This is a genomic window from Streptomyces sp. NPDC088124 (genome assembly GCF_040685895.1).
Lineage (GTDB): Bacteria > Actinomycetota > Actinomycetes > Streptomycetales > Streptomycetaceae > Streptomyces.
In genome coordinates this window covers 82619-100170 of the sequence record NZ_JBFBJB010000024.1, presented here as the reverse complement: position 1 = coordinate 100170, position 17552 = coordinate 82619, and the positions used below count along the sequence as shown (strand labels likewise).

Below are 17552 nucleotides of genomic sequence, written 5' to 3'. Positions count from 1 at the left end.
GTCATGCGAAGAGTCGCCGCCAGGTCCCCGGGCCGGGGTAGCCGTCGGCCGCCGCGCCGCGCCAGCCCTGGGCCCGCTGGAACGCCTCGACATTGCGCCGGTCGGCCTCCGTCCACCGCGGGCCCGGCCCCGTGGCGTAATGCCGGCCGAAGCCCCGCTTCACGAGCTGCCGGCCGAGCTGGGCGACGTACGGGCTGGAGCGGCCGGGCCGGAAGTACGCGCTCCCGGGGAACGCCGGCGCGGTGGTCGTTCCGCCGCCGGGCGGCCGTCCGTGGCCACCGCCGGAGGTGCCACCCTGGTGGCGCGGCGGGATGTTCTTCCCGAGGCCCTTCACCAGGAGCCGCCAGGTCCCCGGGCCGGGGGTGCCGTCCGCCGCCGCGCCGCGCCAGCCCTGCGCGAGCTGGAACGCCCGGGTGGCCCGCCGGTCGGCGTCGCCCCACCCCGGTCCCGGCCCCTGGGAGTAGAAACGCTTGCCGCCGCGCTCCACCAGCATCCGGCCGAGCTGGGTGACGTACGTGTTGCGGGCGCCGGGGCGGAAGGCGCCCGCCCCGGGGAAGGTCGCGGACACGCCGCTCGCCGCCCCCGTACCGGCCCCCGGGCCCTTGCCGTCGGGCGCTTCGACGAGGCCCTTGTAGCGGTACGGGATGTAGCGGCTGTTGTTCTCCCAGTACGCCATGGGCGTGGACTGCGCACGGGCGTTCGGCTTGGTCTGCTCGTACGCCCGGTAATAGGTGTGCGTGTAGTCGCTCCAGCCGCCGAAGAGCGTGACGTGCGACCCCTTGTTCGGGTCGGCAGGGTTGTGGAAGAGCAGCATGTCGCCGGGTTGCAGCTCCTCCCGGTCGATCCGTACGCCGAACTTGGCGAGGCTGCCGGTCCATTCGTTGCCCGCGAGGTTCCAGGCCATCGAGACATAGCCGGAGCAGTCCTGGCGATACCCGTCCGACCAGTACTTCTCCATGCTGTACGGCACCTCGGTGGCCACCCACAGCTTGGCGCGGTTGATGATCTCGGCGCGGGTGGACGCGCGCGGCTCCGCCGGCGGCCGGCTGGCGCCCGGGCCCGGCAGGGGGCGCCCGTGGAGGGGCCCGCTGCCGCCCTGCGGGCTCTCCGGGTCGGGGTCGAAGGCCACGGCGGACGCCGCGCCCGCCGCGCGCGCCGGTTCGGCCCCCGTCGCGCCCAGGGCGACCCCGGCGGCGGTCATCAGGACCAGCGCCCGCCGGGCGGCGCCCGCCGCCGGGTGGCCGCCGGACCGTACGGGCACGCCTTTGGCCAGATCACGCCGCCGCTCGGCGCACCCGGCGCAGGGACAGTCGGGAGCGGGCTCGTACTCCTCGAAGGCCGGGACGATCATGCGATCCCCTCCACACTCATCCTCATCACGAATCTCTTCGTTCAAGATCTTTCGACCCGGCGACACAGGCACGGGTGCGTCAACTGTGCGGACAAATCGCATTTTGACGGATCAACGGTAAGAAAGGACAATCCGACAGGCCGTAACGGCCATCAATTGGTCGGAGCCACCCCCCGCGGTCGGGTAGAGTTCTCCAGGTCAGCAGGCGCCGCTAGCTCAGTTGGTTAGAGCAGCTGACTCTTAATCAGCGGGTCCGGGGTTCGAGTCCCTGGCGGCGCACGCAGAGTGGAAGCCCCTTCACAGCTTGTGAAGGGGCTTCACTCATGCCCGCATCGGTCGACGACTCGCGGAATCACGCCAAACTTGGCGCCTGTTCGCCATCGCATCCGTCACACCGAACACACAAATCGCCCAGATGCGCGCTAATCGGCTCTTCTCTCCCTTGCGATCCCGGCGAGGGTCGGACAACCTATCCTCAACTCATCACCACCAAAGGAGCACGCGATCCGCACAGTTGTGCGCGGCGCGCCCATTTGTTCCAACGGTGGTGATGCGGCGGGGCGGGGGCCCGTACGGACGCGGCTTGTGCGGTGCCGTCGGCGACATCGCGCAACCGGACCGGCCGCTTCTCCTGTCCTAGGGAGACAGCGGCCGCACTTCACGCGCCCGGAGTGACGGACGAGGGGCGCCACTCCGGACGCGAACATCCGGGCAGAACACTCGATCAATCACGCAGTACGTATGCGTGCGGGGGGATGACTCATGACGTCGACGCCAGACGGACCGGCCGGACCGGCCGGGGACCGGCGGGAGCCCGACGCGTCCCGGACCACCCAACTCCGCATACCCGCGCACCTGAGAAGGGCCGGAGCGCAGCGGCGGCAGGCCAAGGCCGCCCTGCCCAAGTACGACTACGAGCACTACAGCCGGCTCGCCGGGCCGCTGACCAGGCCCGACGCGGACAAGCCGTACAAGGTGCAGTACCGCTCACTCCTCTCCCAGGAGACGCACCGCATCCGGGCCGCCCTGCTGCTCGGCGCGGCGCCGCTCCTCTCCATCGGGCTCTTCGTCTGGCTGATGCAGCCGCAGCACTGGACCGAGCGCGACCCCAACCTCAAGAACGACACCCTCCTCATCCTCGACATCGTGATGCTCGTCTCGATCGGACTGATCGAGCTGTTCCGCACGATGAACGTGATCTCCAACGCGCACGCCACGCTGGTGGCGCGTGACCCGGTCCCCGTCATACCCGAGAGCGGTACGCGTGTGGCCTTCCTCACCTCCTTCGTGCCGGGCAAGGAGCCCCTGGAGATGGTGACGAAGACGCTGGAGGCGGCGGTCCGGATCCGGCACCGCGGCGTCATGCACGTGTGGCTGCTGGACGAGGGCGACGACGCGGCGGTCAAGGAGGTCTGCGCCCGGCTCGGCGTGCACCACTTCTCCCGCAAGGGCATCGCGAAGTGGAACCAGCCGAAGGGCGCGCACCGCGCCAAGACGAAGCACGGCAACTACAACGCCTGGCTGGACGCGCACGGCGACGACTACGACTACTTCGCCTCCGTCGACACCGACCACGTACCGATGCCCAACTACCTGGAGCGGATGCTCGGTTACTTCCGCGACCCGGACGTCGGCTTCGTCATCGGCCCGCAGGTGTACGGGAACTACGACTCGTTCGTGACGAAGGCCGCCGAGTCGCAGCAGTTCCTCTTCCACGCGCTGATCCAGCGCGCGGGCAACCGGTACGGCGCCCCCATGTTCGTCGGGACGAGCAACGCGGTCCGGATCAAGGCGCTCAAGCAGATCGGCGGTCTCTACGACTCCATCACGGAGGACATGGCGACCGGCTTCGAGATGCACCGCCACCGCAACCCCGTGTCCGGCAACAAGTGGCGCTCGGTCTACACCCCCGACGTGCTCGCCGTGGGCGAGGGCCCGTCCGCCTGGACGGACTTCTTCACCCAGCAGCTGCGCTGGTCGCGCGGTACGTACGAGACGATCCTCAAGCAGTACTGGAAGGGCTTCTCCTCGCTGCCTCCGGGCAAGCTCTTCAACTACACGATGATGATCATCTTCTACCCGATGTCGGCGCTCAACTGGATCCTGGCGGCGCTGAGCTGCGCGCTCTTCCTGGGTATGGGCGCCTCCGGGGTGCAGATCGACCCGACGATCTGGATGATGCTGTACGGGAACGCCTCGGCCCTCCAGATCGGCCTCTACATCTGGAACCGCCGCCACAACGTCTCCCCGCACGAGCCGGAGGGCTCCGGCGGGCTCGCCGGGATGGCGATGTCGGCGATGTCGGCGCCGCTGTACGCCCGTTCGCTGATGGACGCCGTACTGCGCCGCAAGAGCAGCTTCGTGGTGACGCCGAAGGGCGACTCGTCCAGCCCGGACACGCTCTTCGGCACGTTCCGGGTGCACTTCTTCTTCATCCTGATCTTCGGCGGTTCGATGGTCGCGTCGCTGATCCTCGGGCACGACCACCCGGCGATGCTGACATGGGCGACGCTGGCGATGCTGATCACGGCGGCCCCGATCTTCATCTGGCGGTGGTCCATGCGCCAGGAGCGGCGTACGAAGCGCCGGCGCGGGGCGCACCGCGGCGGCGCGGGTGGCGCGGGCACGGCGGGCAGTGCAGGTGCGGCGAGTGCGGCTGGTGTGGCGGAACAGGCCGTACCGTCGCTGGACCGTACGGCGCCACTGCCGCAGATCCCGCAGCAGCAGTACCAGGCTCAACAGCCGCAGCAGCCGCACCAGCAGCAGAACCAGGCAGCACCCACAGGGCAGACAGCACAGACAGCACGGATTCCTCTTGGGGGACGTAAGAAATGAGCGCGATTCCCGTCCGGCAGAATCACCGCAAGAACCGGGCCCGGCGCATCGCGATCGGCGCGGCCGTCGTCGTCGCGGTGGCCGGCTTCAACGGACCCGCGCTCTACCGCTTCGGCTCGGAGCAGTACCACGAGTACAAGATCAACCGCCCGGACTACAAGGCGGCGAACGGCTACTGGGAGTTCCTGGACGTCCCGGCCAATTTCAAGATCAACTCAATCCACGCCTCGCTGCTGCACACCGGCAAGGTGCTGCTGATAGCCGGCTCCGGGAACAACCAGAAGAACTTCGACGCGGGCAAGTTCGAGTCGGTGCTCTGGGACCCGGAGACCAACAAGTACAAGATGATCCCCACCCCCAAGGACATGTTCTGCTCCGGGCACACCCAACTGCCCGACGGGAACCTGCTCATCGCCGGCGGCACGAAGCGGTACGAGAAGCTCAAGGGCGATGTCACCAAGGCGGGCGGCCTGATGATCGTCCACAACGAGGACCCGGACAAGCCGATGACGCTGCCCGCGGGCACGGTGTTCACCGGCAAGGAGAACGGCAAGACATTCGTCTCCAAGGACCCGGTCCTGGTCGAGAAGGCCACCAAGGTCTTCGACAAGCAGACCGGCGCGTTCCTGCGCAACGACCCCGGACTCGGCCGTATCTACGTCGAGGCCCGCGAGTCCGGCGCCCAGTACGAGACCGGCACCGAGGACAACTACCGGGTGCAGGGCATGAAGGGCTCCGACGCCCGCAACGTCTACGGCATCGCGCAGAAGCTGGCCCTCGACAAGAAGGACTTCCAGGGGATCAAGGAGGCCTACGAGTTCGACCCGACCGCGGAGAAGTACATCAAGGTCGACCCGATGAACGAGGCCCGCTGGTACCCGACGCTGACCACGCTCCAGGACGGCAAGGTCCTGGCGATGTCGGGGCTCGACGAGATCGGCCAGATCGTCCCCGGCAAGGACGAGATCTACGACCCGGAGACCCGGACGTGGAAGTACACCGGGATCATCCGGAAGTTCCCCACGTACCCCGCGGTCTTCCTCATGGACAACGGGAAGCTCTTCTACAGCGGCTCCAACGCGGGGTACGGACCGGCCGATGTCGGGCGTGACCCGGGGATCTGGGACCTGGAGACCAACAAGTTCGACAAGATCCCCGGACTGAGCGACCCCGACCTGATGGAGACCTCGGCGACGGTGATGCTGCCGCCCGCCCAGGACCAGAAATTCATGGTGATCGGCGGCGGCGGGGTCGGCGAGTCGAAGGAGTCCAGCGACAAGTCCCGGCTGGTCGACCTGAAGGAGGACGACCCGCGCTTCAAGGACGGCCCGACCCTGGAGCAGGGCACCCGCTACCCGAGCGCCTCCCTGCTGCCCGACGACAGCGTGCTGGTCACCGGCGGCTCGAAGGACTACCGCGGGCGCGGCGGCTCGAACGTACTCCAGGCGCGGATGTACGACCCGGCGTCGGACTCGTACACCCGCGTGGCCGACCCGGCGGTCGGCCGCAACTACCACTCGGGCTCGGTGCTGCTGCCCGACGGCCGGGTCATGATCTTCGGCTCGGACTCGCTCTACGCGGACAAGGCCAACACCAAGCCGGGCGTCTTCGAGCAGCGCATCGAGATCTACACACCGCCGTACGGTTTCCGCGACACGCGTCCCGAGATCACGGACGGGCCGAAGGAGGCCGAGCGCGGCGCGAAGGCGACCTTCAAGGTGAAGGACCCGGGCGCGGTCAAGACGGCGAAGCTGATGCGTCCGAGCGCGGTCACACATGTCACGGACGTCGAACAGCGCACGGTGGCCCTGGACTTCGAGAAGACGGCGGACGGCATCGAGGTCACGGTGCCGAAGAACAGCGCGCTGGTGCCGTCGGGGTGGTACATGCTCTTCGTGACGGACGGGGAGGGCACACCGTCGAAGGCGGTGTGGGTGGACGTGCAGTAGCCCACCTCGGTCGGTCGTACAGTTCGTCGGCCGGCCGACGGGCAGGGCGGCGCGGTGGGGCGGCACGGCGAAGGCCCTGGCCGATGAGCTGGTCAGGGCCTTCGGTACCTGGCTACTTCGTGTTGCGCGCCAGGTCCAGGGCGTACTTCTCGTACCAGTCCCCGGCCTTGGGCCCGCCCTTGCAGTCCCCGTCCGACTCGCCGGGGCGTTTGATCCACAGGTACGCCTTTACCAGCGGGTCACCGGTCTGCGTCGTCGGGTCCTCGCCGAGGGCACGGCCCGGCGGGTTGCACCAGTTCTCGCTCGGATCGCCCTTGGTATAGGGGCCGTTGCCGTTGCGGCTGGTATCGATCACGAAGGGTTTGCCGCCGACCTTCGCGGAGAGCCGCTTGCCGAAGTCCTTGCTCGCGTCGGTCGCGTAGAAGTTGGAGACGTTGACCGAGAAGCCGTCGGCGGCGTCGACGCCCGCCCGCCGGAGCGGTTCGAAGAGCGCGTCGGGGGTCTGCCACCCCGCGTTGCCCGCGTCCAGGTAGACGGTCGTGGCGGGCTGCTGCTTGAGCCGCTCGACCGCGCCCTTCAGCAGGGCGTACCGCTCCTCGTGGAACTCCTGCGGTGTGCAGCCGTCCACCAGGTGCAGTACGGCGTCGGGCTCCAGCACCACCGTCGCCCGGCGCTCGCCGATGCCCCGCGCGACCTGGTCGACCCACGTCCGGTACGTGTCGCCGTCCGCGGCGCCGCCCTTGGAGAACTGGCCGCAGTCGCGGTGCGGGATGTTGTAGAGGACCAGCAGGGCGTCGCGGTCGGCCTTGGTCGCCGCTTCCGTGAACCCTTTGGCCTGCGCCTCCGCGTTGTCGGGAGTGATCCACTCGGCGGCCGGCTGTTCCGCGATCTTCCTGATCAGTGCGGCGTTCTCGGTCTCCCCCTTGCCGGTGTACGCGGCAACCTGGCGGGCCGCGCCGCCGTCGGGGTTGACCCAGTACGGGTCCTCCGCCTTGGGGCGCTGGCTCACCGGCGCCGCCTTCCGGTCACCGTCGTCGTCACCGTCGCCGCCGGACGTACAGCCCGCCAGCAGCAGCGCCGCCCCCGCGACGGCCGCCCCGGCCGTCCTGACCCTCGGTCCCGTGCGGACGCCCCCACGTCCGCCACGGGAATAGCTGCCGTACATCCACTCCCCTTCGAATGCCGCCCGGAGCCACCAATCCTGGCATACCGGGTCCCGCGCCCGGCCCGTTACGCCGTCGGCCCGTCCCGGCGCGCGATCAGCGCACGCCGGTCAGATAGGCCGACACCACCACGTTCGCCGTATAGGCCTGCTCCGTACGGTCGAAGGTGCCGCCGCAGGTGATGAGGCGCAGCTCGGCGCGGGACTTCTCGTGGGCCCCGTAGACCTTCTTCGCGTCGAACCGGTCCCGGTCGACGACCTGTACGTCGTCGATGGTGAACTCGGCGGTCTTCCCGTCGGTCCGCGTGACGTGGACCTTCTCGCCCTGCTTGGCCGAGCTGAGCCCGTAGAAAACGGCCGGTTCCGTCTGCGTGTCGACATGGCCGACGAGGATCGCGGCGCCCTCCGCGCCCGGCCGGACGCCCGCGCCGTACCAGCCGACCGTGTCCGGCGCCGAGTACGGCGGCGGGTCGACCGCCCCGGCGGCGTCGAGCCCGCGCGGCACGACGGGTGCCTCGATGCCGAGGGACGGGATCTCGACGCGCCGCGGGGTCCCCGCCCCGGGCGTGGACTCCAGCGGGGTACGGGACGGCGGCAGCGTGGCGCCCAGCGAGCGGCCGACGGCGGCGACGTCCCCGGTGGAGGGGCCCGACACGGCGCCCGGGACCTGGCCGTCCCGCCCCCAGAGCCAGAGGCCGAGCAGGAGTACGGCCCAGGCGACGCCGGTCATCAGCCGCCCCGAACCGTACGCGTAGCCGCCGCGGTGCCAGCCGTGGCGGCTACGCCAGGAGCAGTGGTCCGCGGAACAGTGCCCCGTCGAACAGAACGCGGAGGAGCAGGGGTCTATGGAACGCCGTCCCGACCAGCCGTGCCCTGGGGGCCGGTGTGCTGAGAACATGTCAGTTCGCGTCCCGCCCGGCCGCCGTGCGCTGCCGCCGTACACTCCTGAAGGCCACGGCGACCGCCGCGATACCGGTCAGGACCAGGCCGATCACGGCGTGCGAGGTGCCGGGTCCGGCCGTTCCGGCGGGCTCGTGCTCCTCCGACCGGCCGACGGGCCGTGCGTCCGCGGGCCGGGTGTCCGCGGCGGGCTGTGCGTCCGCGGCGAGTTGGGCCGTACCGCCGCCGCCGGCCCGGACCGGGCCCCAGGGCTCCCGGCGGTCGTGGTCGCGGCGGTCGTGGTCGCGGTTGTGCTCACCGCGCTCGCGGTCCCGGCGGCCTTCGTCGCCGCGGTCCTGGCCGGGACGCTGGTGGTCCGCCCGGCCCGGATCGGGTCGGCCGGGATCAGGGCGGGCCGGATCAGGACGGGCCGGCTCGGATCGCGCCGGCTCGGGCCGGTTGCGGGCGACGACGTCGAAGCTGCCCGAGCCGGGGTGGTTGTGGCCGTCGCACCGGATGTCGATCTCGTACCGGCCCTCGGTGGCGGACGCCTTCACCCGCGCGTGGCCCCTGAGCGGCAGGGGTTTGCCCGGGTTCCTGGCCGTCTCGATCTGGTCCTGGACGAACTCGTCGCCGAAGGCGCGGCGGGCCAGATTCGCGTCGCCGACGAAGACCCGGGAGACCGCCACGGCCTCAAGGCTCCTGCATCCTTCGGCGTCGACCTCCACCTCTTCGCCCGGGGCGGCGGTGGACGGGATGACGGTGACCCGGACGCCGTCATGGGCGTGGGCGGTGGTGGCGGTGCCGAGGACGGGTGCGGCCACCAGGACGGTGACCACACCCGTGGCACGGAGAGCGAGCAGAGCAGTACGCATCGTGAACCTCCTGATACTGGCAAGGCTCACCCGTGCGCGGGGTTTTCGCATCCTCAACGGCGCGGCGTCACCCCGTACACCCCTCTGACGTGCTCAGACGCGGTCGACGAGATCGGCGATCGAGTCAACGACCTTCGAGGGGCGCCCGGCAGAAGCTCGCCGATGCAGCAGACGGCAAGCCCCACAAGGGACAGCGCGCCTTCGGGTGGAAGGACGCCGAACACGTGGACGAGAAGGAAGCCGAGATCCTCCGACAGGCTCGGAAGGACATCCTGAACGGCAAACTGGTCGCCACTGTTCATCGGGAATGGACGAAAGCAAAGGTCCGTACTCCGCAGACGCCCGCAGACGCCCGCAGAAAAGAGCATCAGCTACAGCAGCGTCAAGTACATCCTCCGTAACCCCCGCCTCTGCGGATACCGTGCCTGTATCCCCCAGGAACTCCGCGAGCGATCCGGGCGGGTGGACCCCGTCGAATACCTGGTGGAACGTACGGACGGTACGCCCGTCGTCGGCAAGTGGGAGACGATCTTCACGCCCGAGGAGTGGCGGGAGCTGGTGAACGTGCTCGACTCCCGGAAGAACACGGGCAAGGGCCGGAAGTCCGGAACGACGGTCACAAAGCGGCTGCTGACCGGCATCGCTCGCTGCGGCAACTGCGGTGCAGGTCTGGTCTCGGCGATGTACCAGCACGGTACGCCGAGCTACGAGAAACACGGGTACTACTACCTGTGCAAGGTCGCCACCGGAGGCTGCGGGAAGCTGTCTCGTAGCGGCCCCCCGGTTGATGACCACGTGGAACGAGTCCTCTTGGACCACCTCAGGAAGCAGACTCGGGACATGACGTCGACCGTCAAGGAAGACCCTGAGCTGGAAGCGGCCAAGGCCAAGCTCAAGCAGATCGACTCGGACAAGGTCGAGGCCCGGCAGCTCCGCGCCGATGACGAACTGTCCCTCGCCGAGTTCGCCCGCGAGATCCGGCGCCTCGAGGTCAAGGAACAGGAGTTGAAGGAGAGTGCGTCCGCTCTCTTCGGCACTCCGATCCGGACCGGCTCCACAGCTGCCCGCGTTGTCCGGGAGTGGGACACATACACCGTTGACATGAAACGAGCAGAGATCACGCGGAGCCTTGAGGCCGTGGTCATCAGCAGGGCCGGCAAAGGCGGCGCCCAGCGGGGCCGGTTCCGACCTGAGCTGCTTGAGATGGTGTGGAAGTGACCGGCCCGAGACCGACGGCGCCTCTGGCCCGCCCTGGCAGTCGAAGGACTTCAGCCGCTGGGCTTCGTCGTCACCGTATCTGTATGAGCGAATAGGATGAGGGCGATGCCCCATCTCATAAGCCCGCATGGCAGGAGTCCGCACCCATGACAGAGCGCAGGCCGATCGAATCCTGGCTTACCGACATGGACGGGGTGCTGATCCACGAGGGCATCCCGATCCCCGGCGCCGGCGACTTCCTGAAGCGGCTGAAAGAGTCGGGAAAGCCCTTCCTGGTCCTGACCAACAACTCGATCTACACGCCACGCGACCTGCGCGCCAGGCTGGCCCGGATGGGTCTGGACGTACCCGAAGAGAACATCTGGACTTCCGCCCTGGCAACGGCGCAGTTCCTCGACGACCAGCGCCCCGGGGGCACCGCCTTCGTCATCGGCGAGGCCGGGCTGACCACCGCGCTGCACGACATCGGCTACACCCTGACCGACCACGAGCCCGACTTCGTGATCCTGGGCGAGACTCGAACTTACTCATTCGAGGCCATGACAAAGGCTGTCCGGCTGATCAACAGCGGTGCCCGGTTCATCGCCACGAACCCCGACGAGACGGGCCCCTCTGCCGAGGGTGCGCTTCCCGCCACTGGGGCCGTTGCCGCGCTGATCACCGCAGCTACCGGCAAAAAGCCGTACTTCGTCGGCAAGCCGAACCCGCTCATGATGCGCGCCGGGCTGAACGCGATCGGCGCGCACTCGGAGACCTCAGCCATGATCGGCGACCGGATGGATACGGATGTGCTGGCGGGGCTGGAGGCTGGAATGAGGACCTTCCTCGTCCTGACCGGGGTCACCCAGCCGGACGAAGTGGACCGCTACCCGTACCGCCCTTCGAAGGTCGTGAACTCGATCGCGGACTTGGTTGACCTCATTCGGTAGAGAGTTCGAAAAGGCCGCACTTCCGCGATCCGCCAACTCGCCCTCCAGGTCCCGGTTCCCGTCATCGCTCAGGCATTCGGCTACCACGACAAGAGCACGCCACCCGCACCGCCGCCGGGCCGGAGCCACCCGGAGCACCATGGAAGAAACCGGTCCTGACACATTCAGCCACCTGCCCGGGTGGGTCCCGCCGAGGATGACGTAGTGCGGCTGGTCGAGGTCTCGGTCAGACCCGTCAAGGTCAGGGCCGCCGGCCGGGCCCGACGCGGCGGATCCCGAGGGCGAGCACGACGCCGGCGGTGCCCAGCGCCAGGGCGGCGACGACCCGGCCGGCGAGATCGGCGCGGGTTCCGGTGGCGGCGAGTGCCGGGAAGCCGAGGAGACCGGGCGCGGCCTCGCGGCGCGGCACCGGCACGGCCCCGGTCCACGGGCCGCCCGGCGCACGGAAGTCGGCCGGGCGGTGCGCGAAGGGAGCGGAGTCGGAGGGGGAGTCGGAGTCGGAGTCGGAGTCGGAGTCGGAAGCAGGAGCGGAGACCGGAGCGGAAGGCAGCGCGGAGGCATAAGAGGAAGCCGGCACGGAAGCCTTCGCGGTGGCCGGGGCGGAGGCCGGGGCCGAGGCGGCGGGGGCTCCGGCCGGGGCGGCGATGGCGAAGCGGTAGGTGTGGGACGCGCCGACCCAGTCACCGTCGTTTCCCCGGCGCTGCACTGTCGCGACGGTGGCGGAGATCCGGTTCGGGCGCGCGCTCGCGGTGAAGGCCAGCCGCGCCCGGACGGTGACGGTCCGGTGCGCCGCGACGGTGAAACCGGGTGACCCGTCGTCCCGTACGGCGACGATCTCGTCCTGGTCGGTCCGCTCCAGCGGCAGTACGCGCAGGCGCCCCCGGTCGTCGGCCATCTCCAGCCTCACCTGGGAGACGTCGAGCACCCGGTCGCGGTCGTAGAGGACCACGACGGGGTGGATGTTGCGGCACTCCGCGCCGGTGGTGTTGGTCAGGTCGAGCGACCACTCCCCGGCCGCGCCGCCGGCCCGGTACGCACCCGGGCCGCCGCGCAACTCGGCCCTGATCGGGAAGTCGGGGTCGGCCACCCGGCCGCAGGTCTGGCCCGGGTCGCTGCCGGCCGGGCCGGCCAGCGCGTCCGTGGTGACCGGGGCCTCCGTGGTGGCCACGGCGAGCGCGGCGAAGGTGACGAACACGGCACACACGACGAACACGGCGACGGCGGCGAGGAGGTGAAGCGGTCGCACGGGACGCATGGCAGAACGGCCTTCGCTGGTCGCGGGGCGGTCGGGGCGCCCCGACCGTGCCACGGGCCCGGGTTCCGACCGGCCACGCCACCCCACACACCAGTCAGAAAGTCATACCAATGCACCTCATTGGGCCAGCGCGGCCCGTCAGCGGCCGAACACCGGCCCGAGCACCAGCTGCGCCGCGCCCTCCGCGACCGCGTGCGCGCCTCCCCCGGCGAGCTCCACCGGGATGCCCGCGCCCCCGGCGCGCTCGGCGATCACGGCGCGTACGCCCCGTACGAAACGCTCCTCGTGCGCGGCGATCGTCCGGCCGCCGAGCAGCACGCGATCGATGTCGAGCAGGGCGACGAGGTTCGCGGCGCCCGCGCCGAGGACCCGGGCCGCCTCCGCCAGGTCGCCGCGCGCGACGGCGGCCAGGCAGAGCGCCTCGACGCAGCCCCGGTTGCCGCAGTCGCAGAGCGGCCCGTCGAGCTGGATGACCTGGTGCCCGAACTCCCCCGCGCCGGTGCGCGCGCCCCGGTGCAGCACGCCACCGAGTACGAGCCCGGCGCCCAGCCCCGTACCGAGATGGAGGTACGCGAACGACTCCCCGGCCCCCGTGGCGCCCCCGGCAACCGCCGGACCGCCGGCTTCGGCGCGCCCGCGCAGGGCGAGTCCGAGCGCGGCGGCGTGGGTGTCCTTGTCGAGGACGACGGGCAGCCGGAGCCGGGCGGCCAGGGCGTCGCGCAGCGGAAAGCCCTGCCACTGCGGGAAGCCGGTGACGCGACGGGGCACACCGGTCGCGTGGTCGAGCGGCCCCGGCATCGCGACCCCGACCCCGAGCGGCCCGGCACCGGGCGGCCCGCCCCCCAGCGGCCCGGCACCCCCACCGGACCCACCGGACCCGCCCGAACCGCTCGCCCCAGCCGTCCCGCCCGGCCCGCCCCGTACGGCCTCGACCTGTGCCGCCGCCGCCTCGACGACCCGCTCCGCGCCCGCGCCCAGGTCGAACGGGACCCGGCGGACGGCGACCGGCGTCCCGGCCAGGTCCACCAGTACCGCCGTCAGCTCGTCCCGGTCGAGGTGCAGCCCCACGGCGTACGCGGCCGAGGGCACCAGCCGCAGCACGGTCCTGGGCTTGCCGCCCGTGGAGGCGCGGCGTCCCGCCTCGGCCGCGAGGCCCTCCGCCCGCAGCCGCGCCGTGATCTTGCTGACGGCCTGCGGGGTGAGCCCGGTGCGCTCGGCGAGTTCGAGCCGGCTGATGCCGCCCTCGCCCGCCGCGCGGAGCAGATCGAGCACGAGCGCGGAGTTGTACCCGCGCAGCGCCGGCAGATTGGCCCCGGAGCCACCCGCACCACCCGTACCGCCCGTACCACCCGCACTGCCCGTACCAATCACACCACCCGCGCCACCCACACCACCCGCATCACGCATGCCCTCGCCCACACCCACGCTCATACGCACCCCATGTCCCCGCCCATACCCGCACCGTCCCCCGTTCTTCTGCTCACACGCACCATTGTCCACCGCTCTTGCACTTTGGAAACGCCGTTGCTTAAGTGGTTGCATGACTGGTACCGGCACCCCTCCGCGCGTCGGACTCGTGGGCTACGGCCTCGCGGGTTCCGTCTTCCACGCTCCGCTGATCGCCGCCACCGAAGGACTCGTCCTCGACACGGTCGTGACCGCCGCTCAGGAGCGCCGGGCGCAGGCGCGGGCCGAGTTCCCGGACGTACGGTTCGCGGCGACGCCGGAAGAGCTGTGGCAGCGGGCGGACGAGCTGGACCTGATCGTCATCGCCTCCCCCAACAGGACGCATGTCCCGATCGCGACGGCCGCGCTCAAGGCCGGACTGCCGGTCGTCGTGGACAAGCCCCTCGCGGGCACCGCCGCCGAGGCGCGCGGACTCGCGGCGCTGGCCGAGGAGCGCGGGCTGCTGCTCTCCGTCTTCCAGAACCGCCGCTGGGACAACGACTTCCTCACCCTCACCCGCCTGCTGGGCACGGGCCGGCTCGGCGACGTACAGCGCTTCGAGTCCCGCTTCGAGCGCTGGCGCCCGCAGCTCAAGGGCGGCTGGCGCGAGTCGGGCGCGCCGGAGGAGATCGGCGGGCTGCTGTACGACCTGGGCAGCCATGTGGTCGACCAGGCGCTGGTGCTCTTCGGTCCGGCGGTACGGGTCTACGCGGAGGCGGACGTACGGCGCCCCGGTGCCCAGACCGACGACGACACCTTCATCGCGCTCACGCACGCGAACGGTGTCCGCTCGCACCTGTACGCCAGCGCCACCACGGCCCAGCTCGGCCCGCGCTTCCGGGTGCTGGGCTCGAAGGCGGGGTTCGTGAAGTACGGCCTCGACCCCCAGGAGGCGGACCTGCGCGACGGCCGGCGCCCCGGCGGCGGCCGGGCGGCGGGCTGGGGCCTGGAGCCGGAGTCGCTCTGGGGGCGGCTCGGCGCGGGCGACTCGCCGCTGACCGGCGGGGGCCACCCGGTGGAGACCGAGCCGGGCGACTATCCGGCGTACTACGCGGCGATCGCGGCGGCGCTGCGCGACGGCACGCCGCCGCCGGTGACCGCGTACGAGGCGGCGGCGACGCTCGATGTCCTGGAGGCGGCGGTGCGTTCGGCGCAGGAGGGCGTCACCGTCACCTTGGAACACCCCGTGGAGACCACCACGGAGACCGCTCCGAAGCCCACCACTCCCGGGACCGCCCCGGGGACCGCCCAGACCCAGGAGGCCCCCCACTCATGAACGCCACCCCCACGGCCCCCACTTCCGTCACGGCCCCCACCGTCGCCGAGTTGGAGAGCCAGGAAGTCCGCCTGACGTTCCGCCACTTCACCCACGAGACCGCCTGGGAGCTGGGCACCCTGCTGGTCGAGCTGGCACGGGCCAGGAACGCGCCGGTGGCGATCGACATCCGCCGGGGCACGCAGCAGCTCTTCCACTGCGCGCTGCCCGGCTCGACGGCGGACAACGACGCGTGGATCGACCGGAAGCGCCGGGTCGTGGAGCGGTACGGAGCGGCCTCGCTCCTGGTCGGCGCCCGCCACCGCGCCAAGGGCACCACGTTCGAGGAGTCCTCACGCCTGGACCCGGACCGGTACGCGGCGCACGGCGGCTCGTTCCCGATCACCGTGGAGGGCGCGGGGGTCATCGGTACGGTGACGGTCTCGGGCCTGCCGCAGGTCGAGGACCACGCGCTGGTGGTGGAGGCGCTGGAGAAGCTGCGCCGCGACTGAGGCTCCGTACGGGTCGGGGTACGGGTTCGAGGGCACGGCAAGCTGTCGCCGTACCCCCGTATCCCCCGTACCCCCGTACCCCCTTGCCCCACGTCGGCGCGTGGGTGCGTCGGCGCGTCAGGCGTCCTTGAACTCCTGCCGCTGCCGCCCCAGCCCGTCGATCTCCAGCTCCACCACGTCGCCCGCCCGCAGATACGGCTTCGGCTCCGGCCGGCCCATCGCCACGCCCGCCGGGGTCCCGGTGTTGATCACATCGCCGGGATACAGGGTCATGAACTGGCTGACGTACCGTACGACCTCCCCGACGCCGAAGATCTGCTCGGCGGTCGTCCCGTCCTGCTTCAGCTCCCCGTTGACCCAGAGCCTGAGCCCCAGCGCCTGCGGGTCGCCCACCTCGTCGGCGGTCACCAGCCAGGGCCCCAGCGGGTTGAACGTCTCGCAGTTCTTGCCCTTGTCCCATGTGCCGCCGCGCTCGATCTGGAACGCGCGCTCGGACACGTCGTGCGCGACGGCGTAGCCGCCGACGTGCGCGAGGCCGTCCGCCGCCGAGTCGAGGTAGCGCGCGGTGCGCCCGATGACGACGGCGAGCTCGACCTCCCAGTCGGTCTTCAGGCTGCCCCGGGGGACGAGAACGGTGTCATCAGGTCCGATCACTGTGTCCGGCGCCTTGAAGAAGATGATCGGCTCGGCCGGGATCTCGGCGCCGGTCTCGGCGGCGTGGTCGTGGTAGTTCAGCCCGATGCACACGATCTTGCCGATCCGGCCGAGCGGCGGCCCGACACGCGTCCCCGCGCCGTCGATCACCGGCAGCTCGCCACCGGCGGCGGCCTGCCGTATCCGGTCCAGCGCGGCGGCGTCGGCGAGCAGCGCCCCGTCGATGTCGCCGACGAACCCGGACAGGTCCCGGAGCGTCGTCCCGTCCTGGTCGAGCAGCGCCGGGCGCTCGGCCCCCGGCGTACCGACACGCAGCAGCTTCATGGTCCCTGGTCTCCTTCTCCTCGGCCGGATCTGCGATACATCCGATCATTAGGCGGGGTCGAGGGCAAGCCCCCGACCACCCCGTGGACGCCCGGCCACCCCGTGGACGCCCGCCCCGCCCCCTCAGATCGCGGCGCCGGGGGCGAGGGCGCCCGCGACGGGCATGTCCCGGTAGAGGAAGTACCGCTCGGCGGCCGTCCAGGTCGTACTGGTCACCACGTACAGCGCGGCGGCGAGCGGCACGACGGCGACGGTGAAGAGCGTCGCGAAGGACATCAGCGGCATGACCTTGGTCATCGCGCCGAGCCCGGGCACCGCCTGTCCGTCCGGGCCGGCCGGCGTCGCGGGCGCGTTCGCCATCTGCGCCTTCGTACGCCGGTAGTTGAAGGTCGCGACACCGGCGACGATCGCGAACAGCGCCAGGTACACCAGCCCGGCGCCGCCGAGGACGCCTCCGTCGGCGAGCGCGTGCGTCCAGCGGCCGCCGAGGGGCGCGGCAAAGAGGGAGTGGCCGAGGAGTTCGTTGGCCTCGCCGCCGATCTCGCGGCTGGAGAAGAGGTGGTACATCAGGAAGAACGCGGGCATCTGCGCCAGGCTCGGCAGGCAGCCGGAGAGCGGCGAGACCTTCTCCTTGGTGTGCAGTTCCATGAGCGCCTTCTGCATGCGCTCGGGGTTCTTGCCGTGCTTCTCGCGCAGCTCGGCGATCTGTGGCGCCAGCTTCGTACGCGCCTTCTGCCCGCGGGCGGCGGCCCGTGACAGGGGGTGGATCGCGAGCCGTACGCACGCGGTGAACAGGACGATCGCCGCGGCGGCGGCGCCCGCGTGGAACAGCGGCTGGAGCAGCTCGGCGAGCTGGCCGACCAGGTGGGCGAATACGGACATGAACGCGGACAAGGGGGAGCCCTCCG

14 protein-coding genes and 1 tRNA gene are annotated in these 17552 nt (G+C 70.9%); 7 read left to right on the top strand and 8 right to left on the bottom strand.

The genetic code is table 11. The features are described 5' to 3' along the window. Position 1: 1 nt before the first annotated feature. On the bottom strand, positions 2-1351 hold the full coding sequence (locus tag AB0P17_RS21160) for a peptidoglycan-binding protein (RefSeq protein WP_365813102.1): 1350 nt from the start codon (positions 1349-1351) through the stop codon (positions 2-4). Between the two features lie 205 nt (positions 1352-1556). On the opposite strand from AB0P17_RS21160, the gene AB0P17_RS21155 reads away from it, so the two are divergent. The 3 genes from AB0P17_RS21155 (at position 1557) to AB0P17_RS21145 (ending at position 6135) form a co-directional block, all read left to right on the top strand. Then, positions 1557-1630, top strand: a tRNA-Lys gene (locus AB0P17_RS21155). A 483-nt stretch (positions 1631-2113) separates the two neighbouring features. Further along, positions 2114-4186 (top strand): glycosyltransferase family 2 protein, encoded by a 2073-nt coding sequence (locus AB0P17_RS21150; RefSeq protein ID WP_365813100.1) that lies wholly within the window; start codon positions 2114-2116, stop codon positions 4184-4186. Further along, positions 4183-6135 carry a galactose oxidase-like domain-containing protein gene (locus tag AB0P17_RS21145; protein ID WP_365813098.1) on the top strand — a complete coding sequence of 651 codons (1953 nt, stop codon included), beginning with the start codon at positions 4183-4185 and terminating at the stop codon, positions 6133-6135. Before AB0P17_RS21150 ends, AB0P17_RS21145 begins: the two co-directional genes overlap by 4 nt. Positions 6136-6247: 112 nt before the next feature. On the opposite strand, the gene AB0P17_RS21140 is transcribed toward AB0P17_RS21145, so the two are convergent. The 3 genes from AB0P17_RS21140 to AB0P17_RS21130 form a co-directional block, all read right to left on the bottom strand. Further along, entirely contained in the window at positions 6248-7300 is a 1053-nt protein-coding gene (locus AB0P17_RS21140) for a glycoside hydrolase family 6 protein (RefSeq protein ID WP_365813096.1), read from the bottom strand. A gap of 94 nt (positions 7301-7394) precedes the next feature. After that, positions 7395-8027, bottom strand: coding sequence for a class F sortase (locus tag AB0P17_RS21135; RefSeq protein ID WP_365813172.1), 633 nt, complete (start codon positions 8025-8027; stop codon positions 7395-7397). A 169-nt stretch (positions 8028-8196) separates the two neighbouring features. Then, positions 8197-9051, bottom strand: a complete 855-nt coding sequence (locus AB0P17_RS21130; RefSeq protein ID WP_365813094.1) for a hypothetical protein — start codon at positions 9049-9051, stop codon at positions 8197-8199. 294 nt (positions 9052-9345) lie between these two features. Between AB0P17_RS21130 and AB0P17_RS21125 the strand changes: the two genes are divergently transcribed. Both AB0P17_RS21125 and AB0P17_RS21120 read left to right on the top strand, forming a co-directional pair. Continuing rightward, a complete protein-coding gene (locus AB0P17_RS21125; RefSeq protein WP_365813170.1) occupies positions 9346-10269 on the top strand; it encodes a recombinase zinc beta ribbon domain-containing protein in 924 nt (307 codons plus the stop codon). A gap of 146 nt (positions 10270-10415) precedes the next feature. Beyond that, positions 10416-11198, top strand: coding sequence for an HAD-IIA family hydrolase (locus tag AB0P17_RS21120; protein ID WP_365813092.1), 783 nt, complete (start codon positions 10416-10418; stop codon positions 11196-11198). 241 nt (positions 11199-11439) lie between these two features. Here AB0P17_RS21120 and AB0P17_RS21115 read toward each other — a convergent pair whose 3' ends face one another. After that, a complete protein-coding gene (locus tag AB0P17_RS21115; RefSeq protein WP_365813091.1) occupies positions 11440-12444 on the bottom strand; it encodes a hypothetical protein in 1005 nt (334 codons plus the stop codon). Positions 12445-12591: 147 nt separating this feature from the next. After that, positions 12592-13884, bottom strand: a complete 1293-nt coding sequence (locus tag AB0P17_RS21110; protein WP_365813089.1) for an ROK family transcriptional regulator — start codon at positions 13882-13884, stop codon at positions 12592-12594. A gap of 109 nt (positions 13885-13993) precedes the next feature. On the opposite strand from AB0P17_RS21110, the gene AB0P17_RS21105 reads away from it, so the two are divergent. Together AB0P17_RS21105 and AB0P17_RS21100 are read left to right on the top strand one after the other, a co-directional pair. After that, the gene (locus AB0P17_RS21105; protein ID WP_365813087.1) at positions 13994-15175 is read left to right on the top strand and encodes a Gfo/Idh/MocA family oxidoreductase; all 1182 of its coding nucleotides are present in this window, start codon (positions 13994-13996) and stop codon (positions 15173-15175) included. Next, positions 15172-15666 (top strand): heme-degrading domain-containing protein, encoded by a 495-nt coding sequence (locus tag AB0P17_RS21100; protein ID WP_365813086.1) that lies wholly within the window; start codon positions 15172-15174, stop codon positions 15664-15666. The genes AB0P17_RS21105 and AB0P17_RS21100 overlap by 4 nt, the downstream gene beginning before the upstream one ends. A gap of 117 nt (positions 15667-15783) precedes the next feature. On the opposite strand, the gene AB0P17_RS21095 is transcribed toward AB0P17_RS21100, so the two are convergent. Continuing rightward, the gene (locus AB0P17_RS21095) at positions 15784-16644 is read right to left on the bottom strand and encodes a fumarylacetoacetate hydrolase family protein (protein ID WP_365813084.1); all 861 of its coding nucleotides are present in this window, start codon (positions 16642-16644) and stop codon (positions 15784-15786) included. A gap of 123 nt (positions 16645-16767) precedes the next feature. Then, complete coding sequence (locus AB0P17_RS21090) at positions 16768-17538, bottom strand: YidC/Oxa1 family membrane protein insertase (RefSeq protein WP_365813082.1); 771 nt, start codon at positions 17536-17538, stop codon at positions 16768-16770. Positions 17539-17552 lie beyond the last annotated feature (14 nt).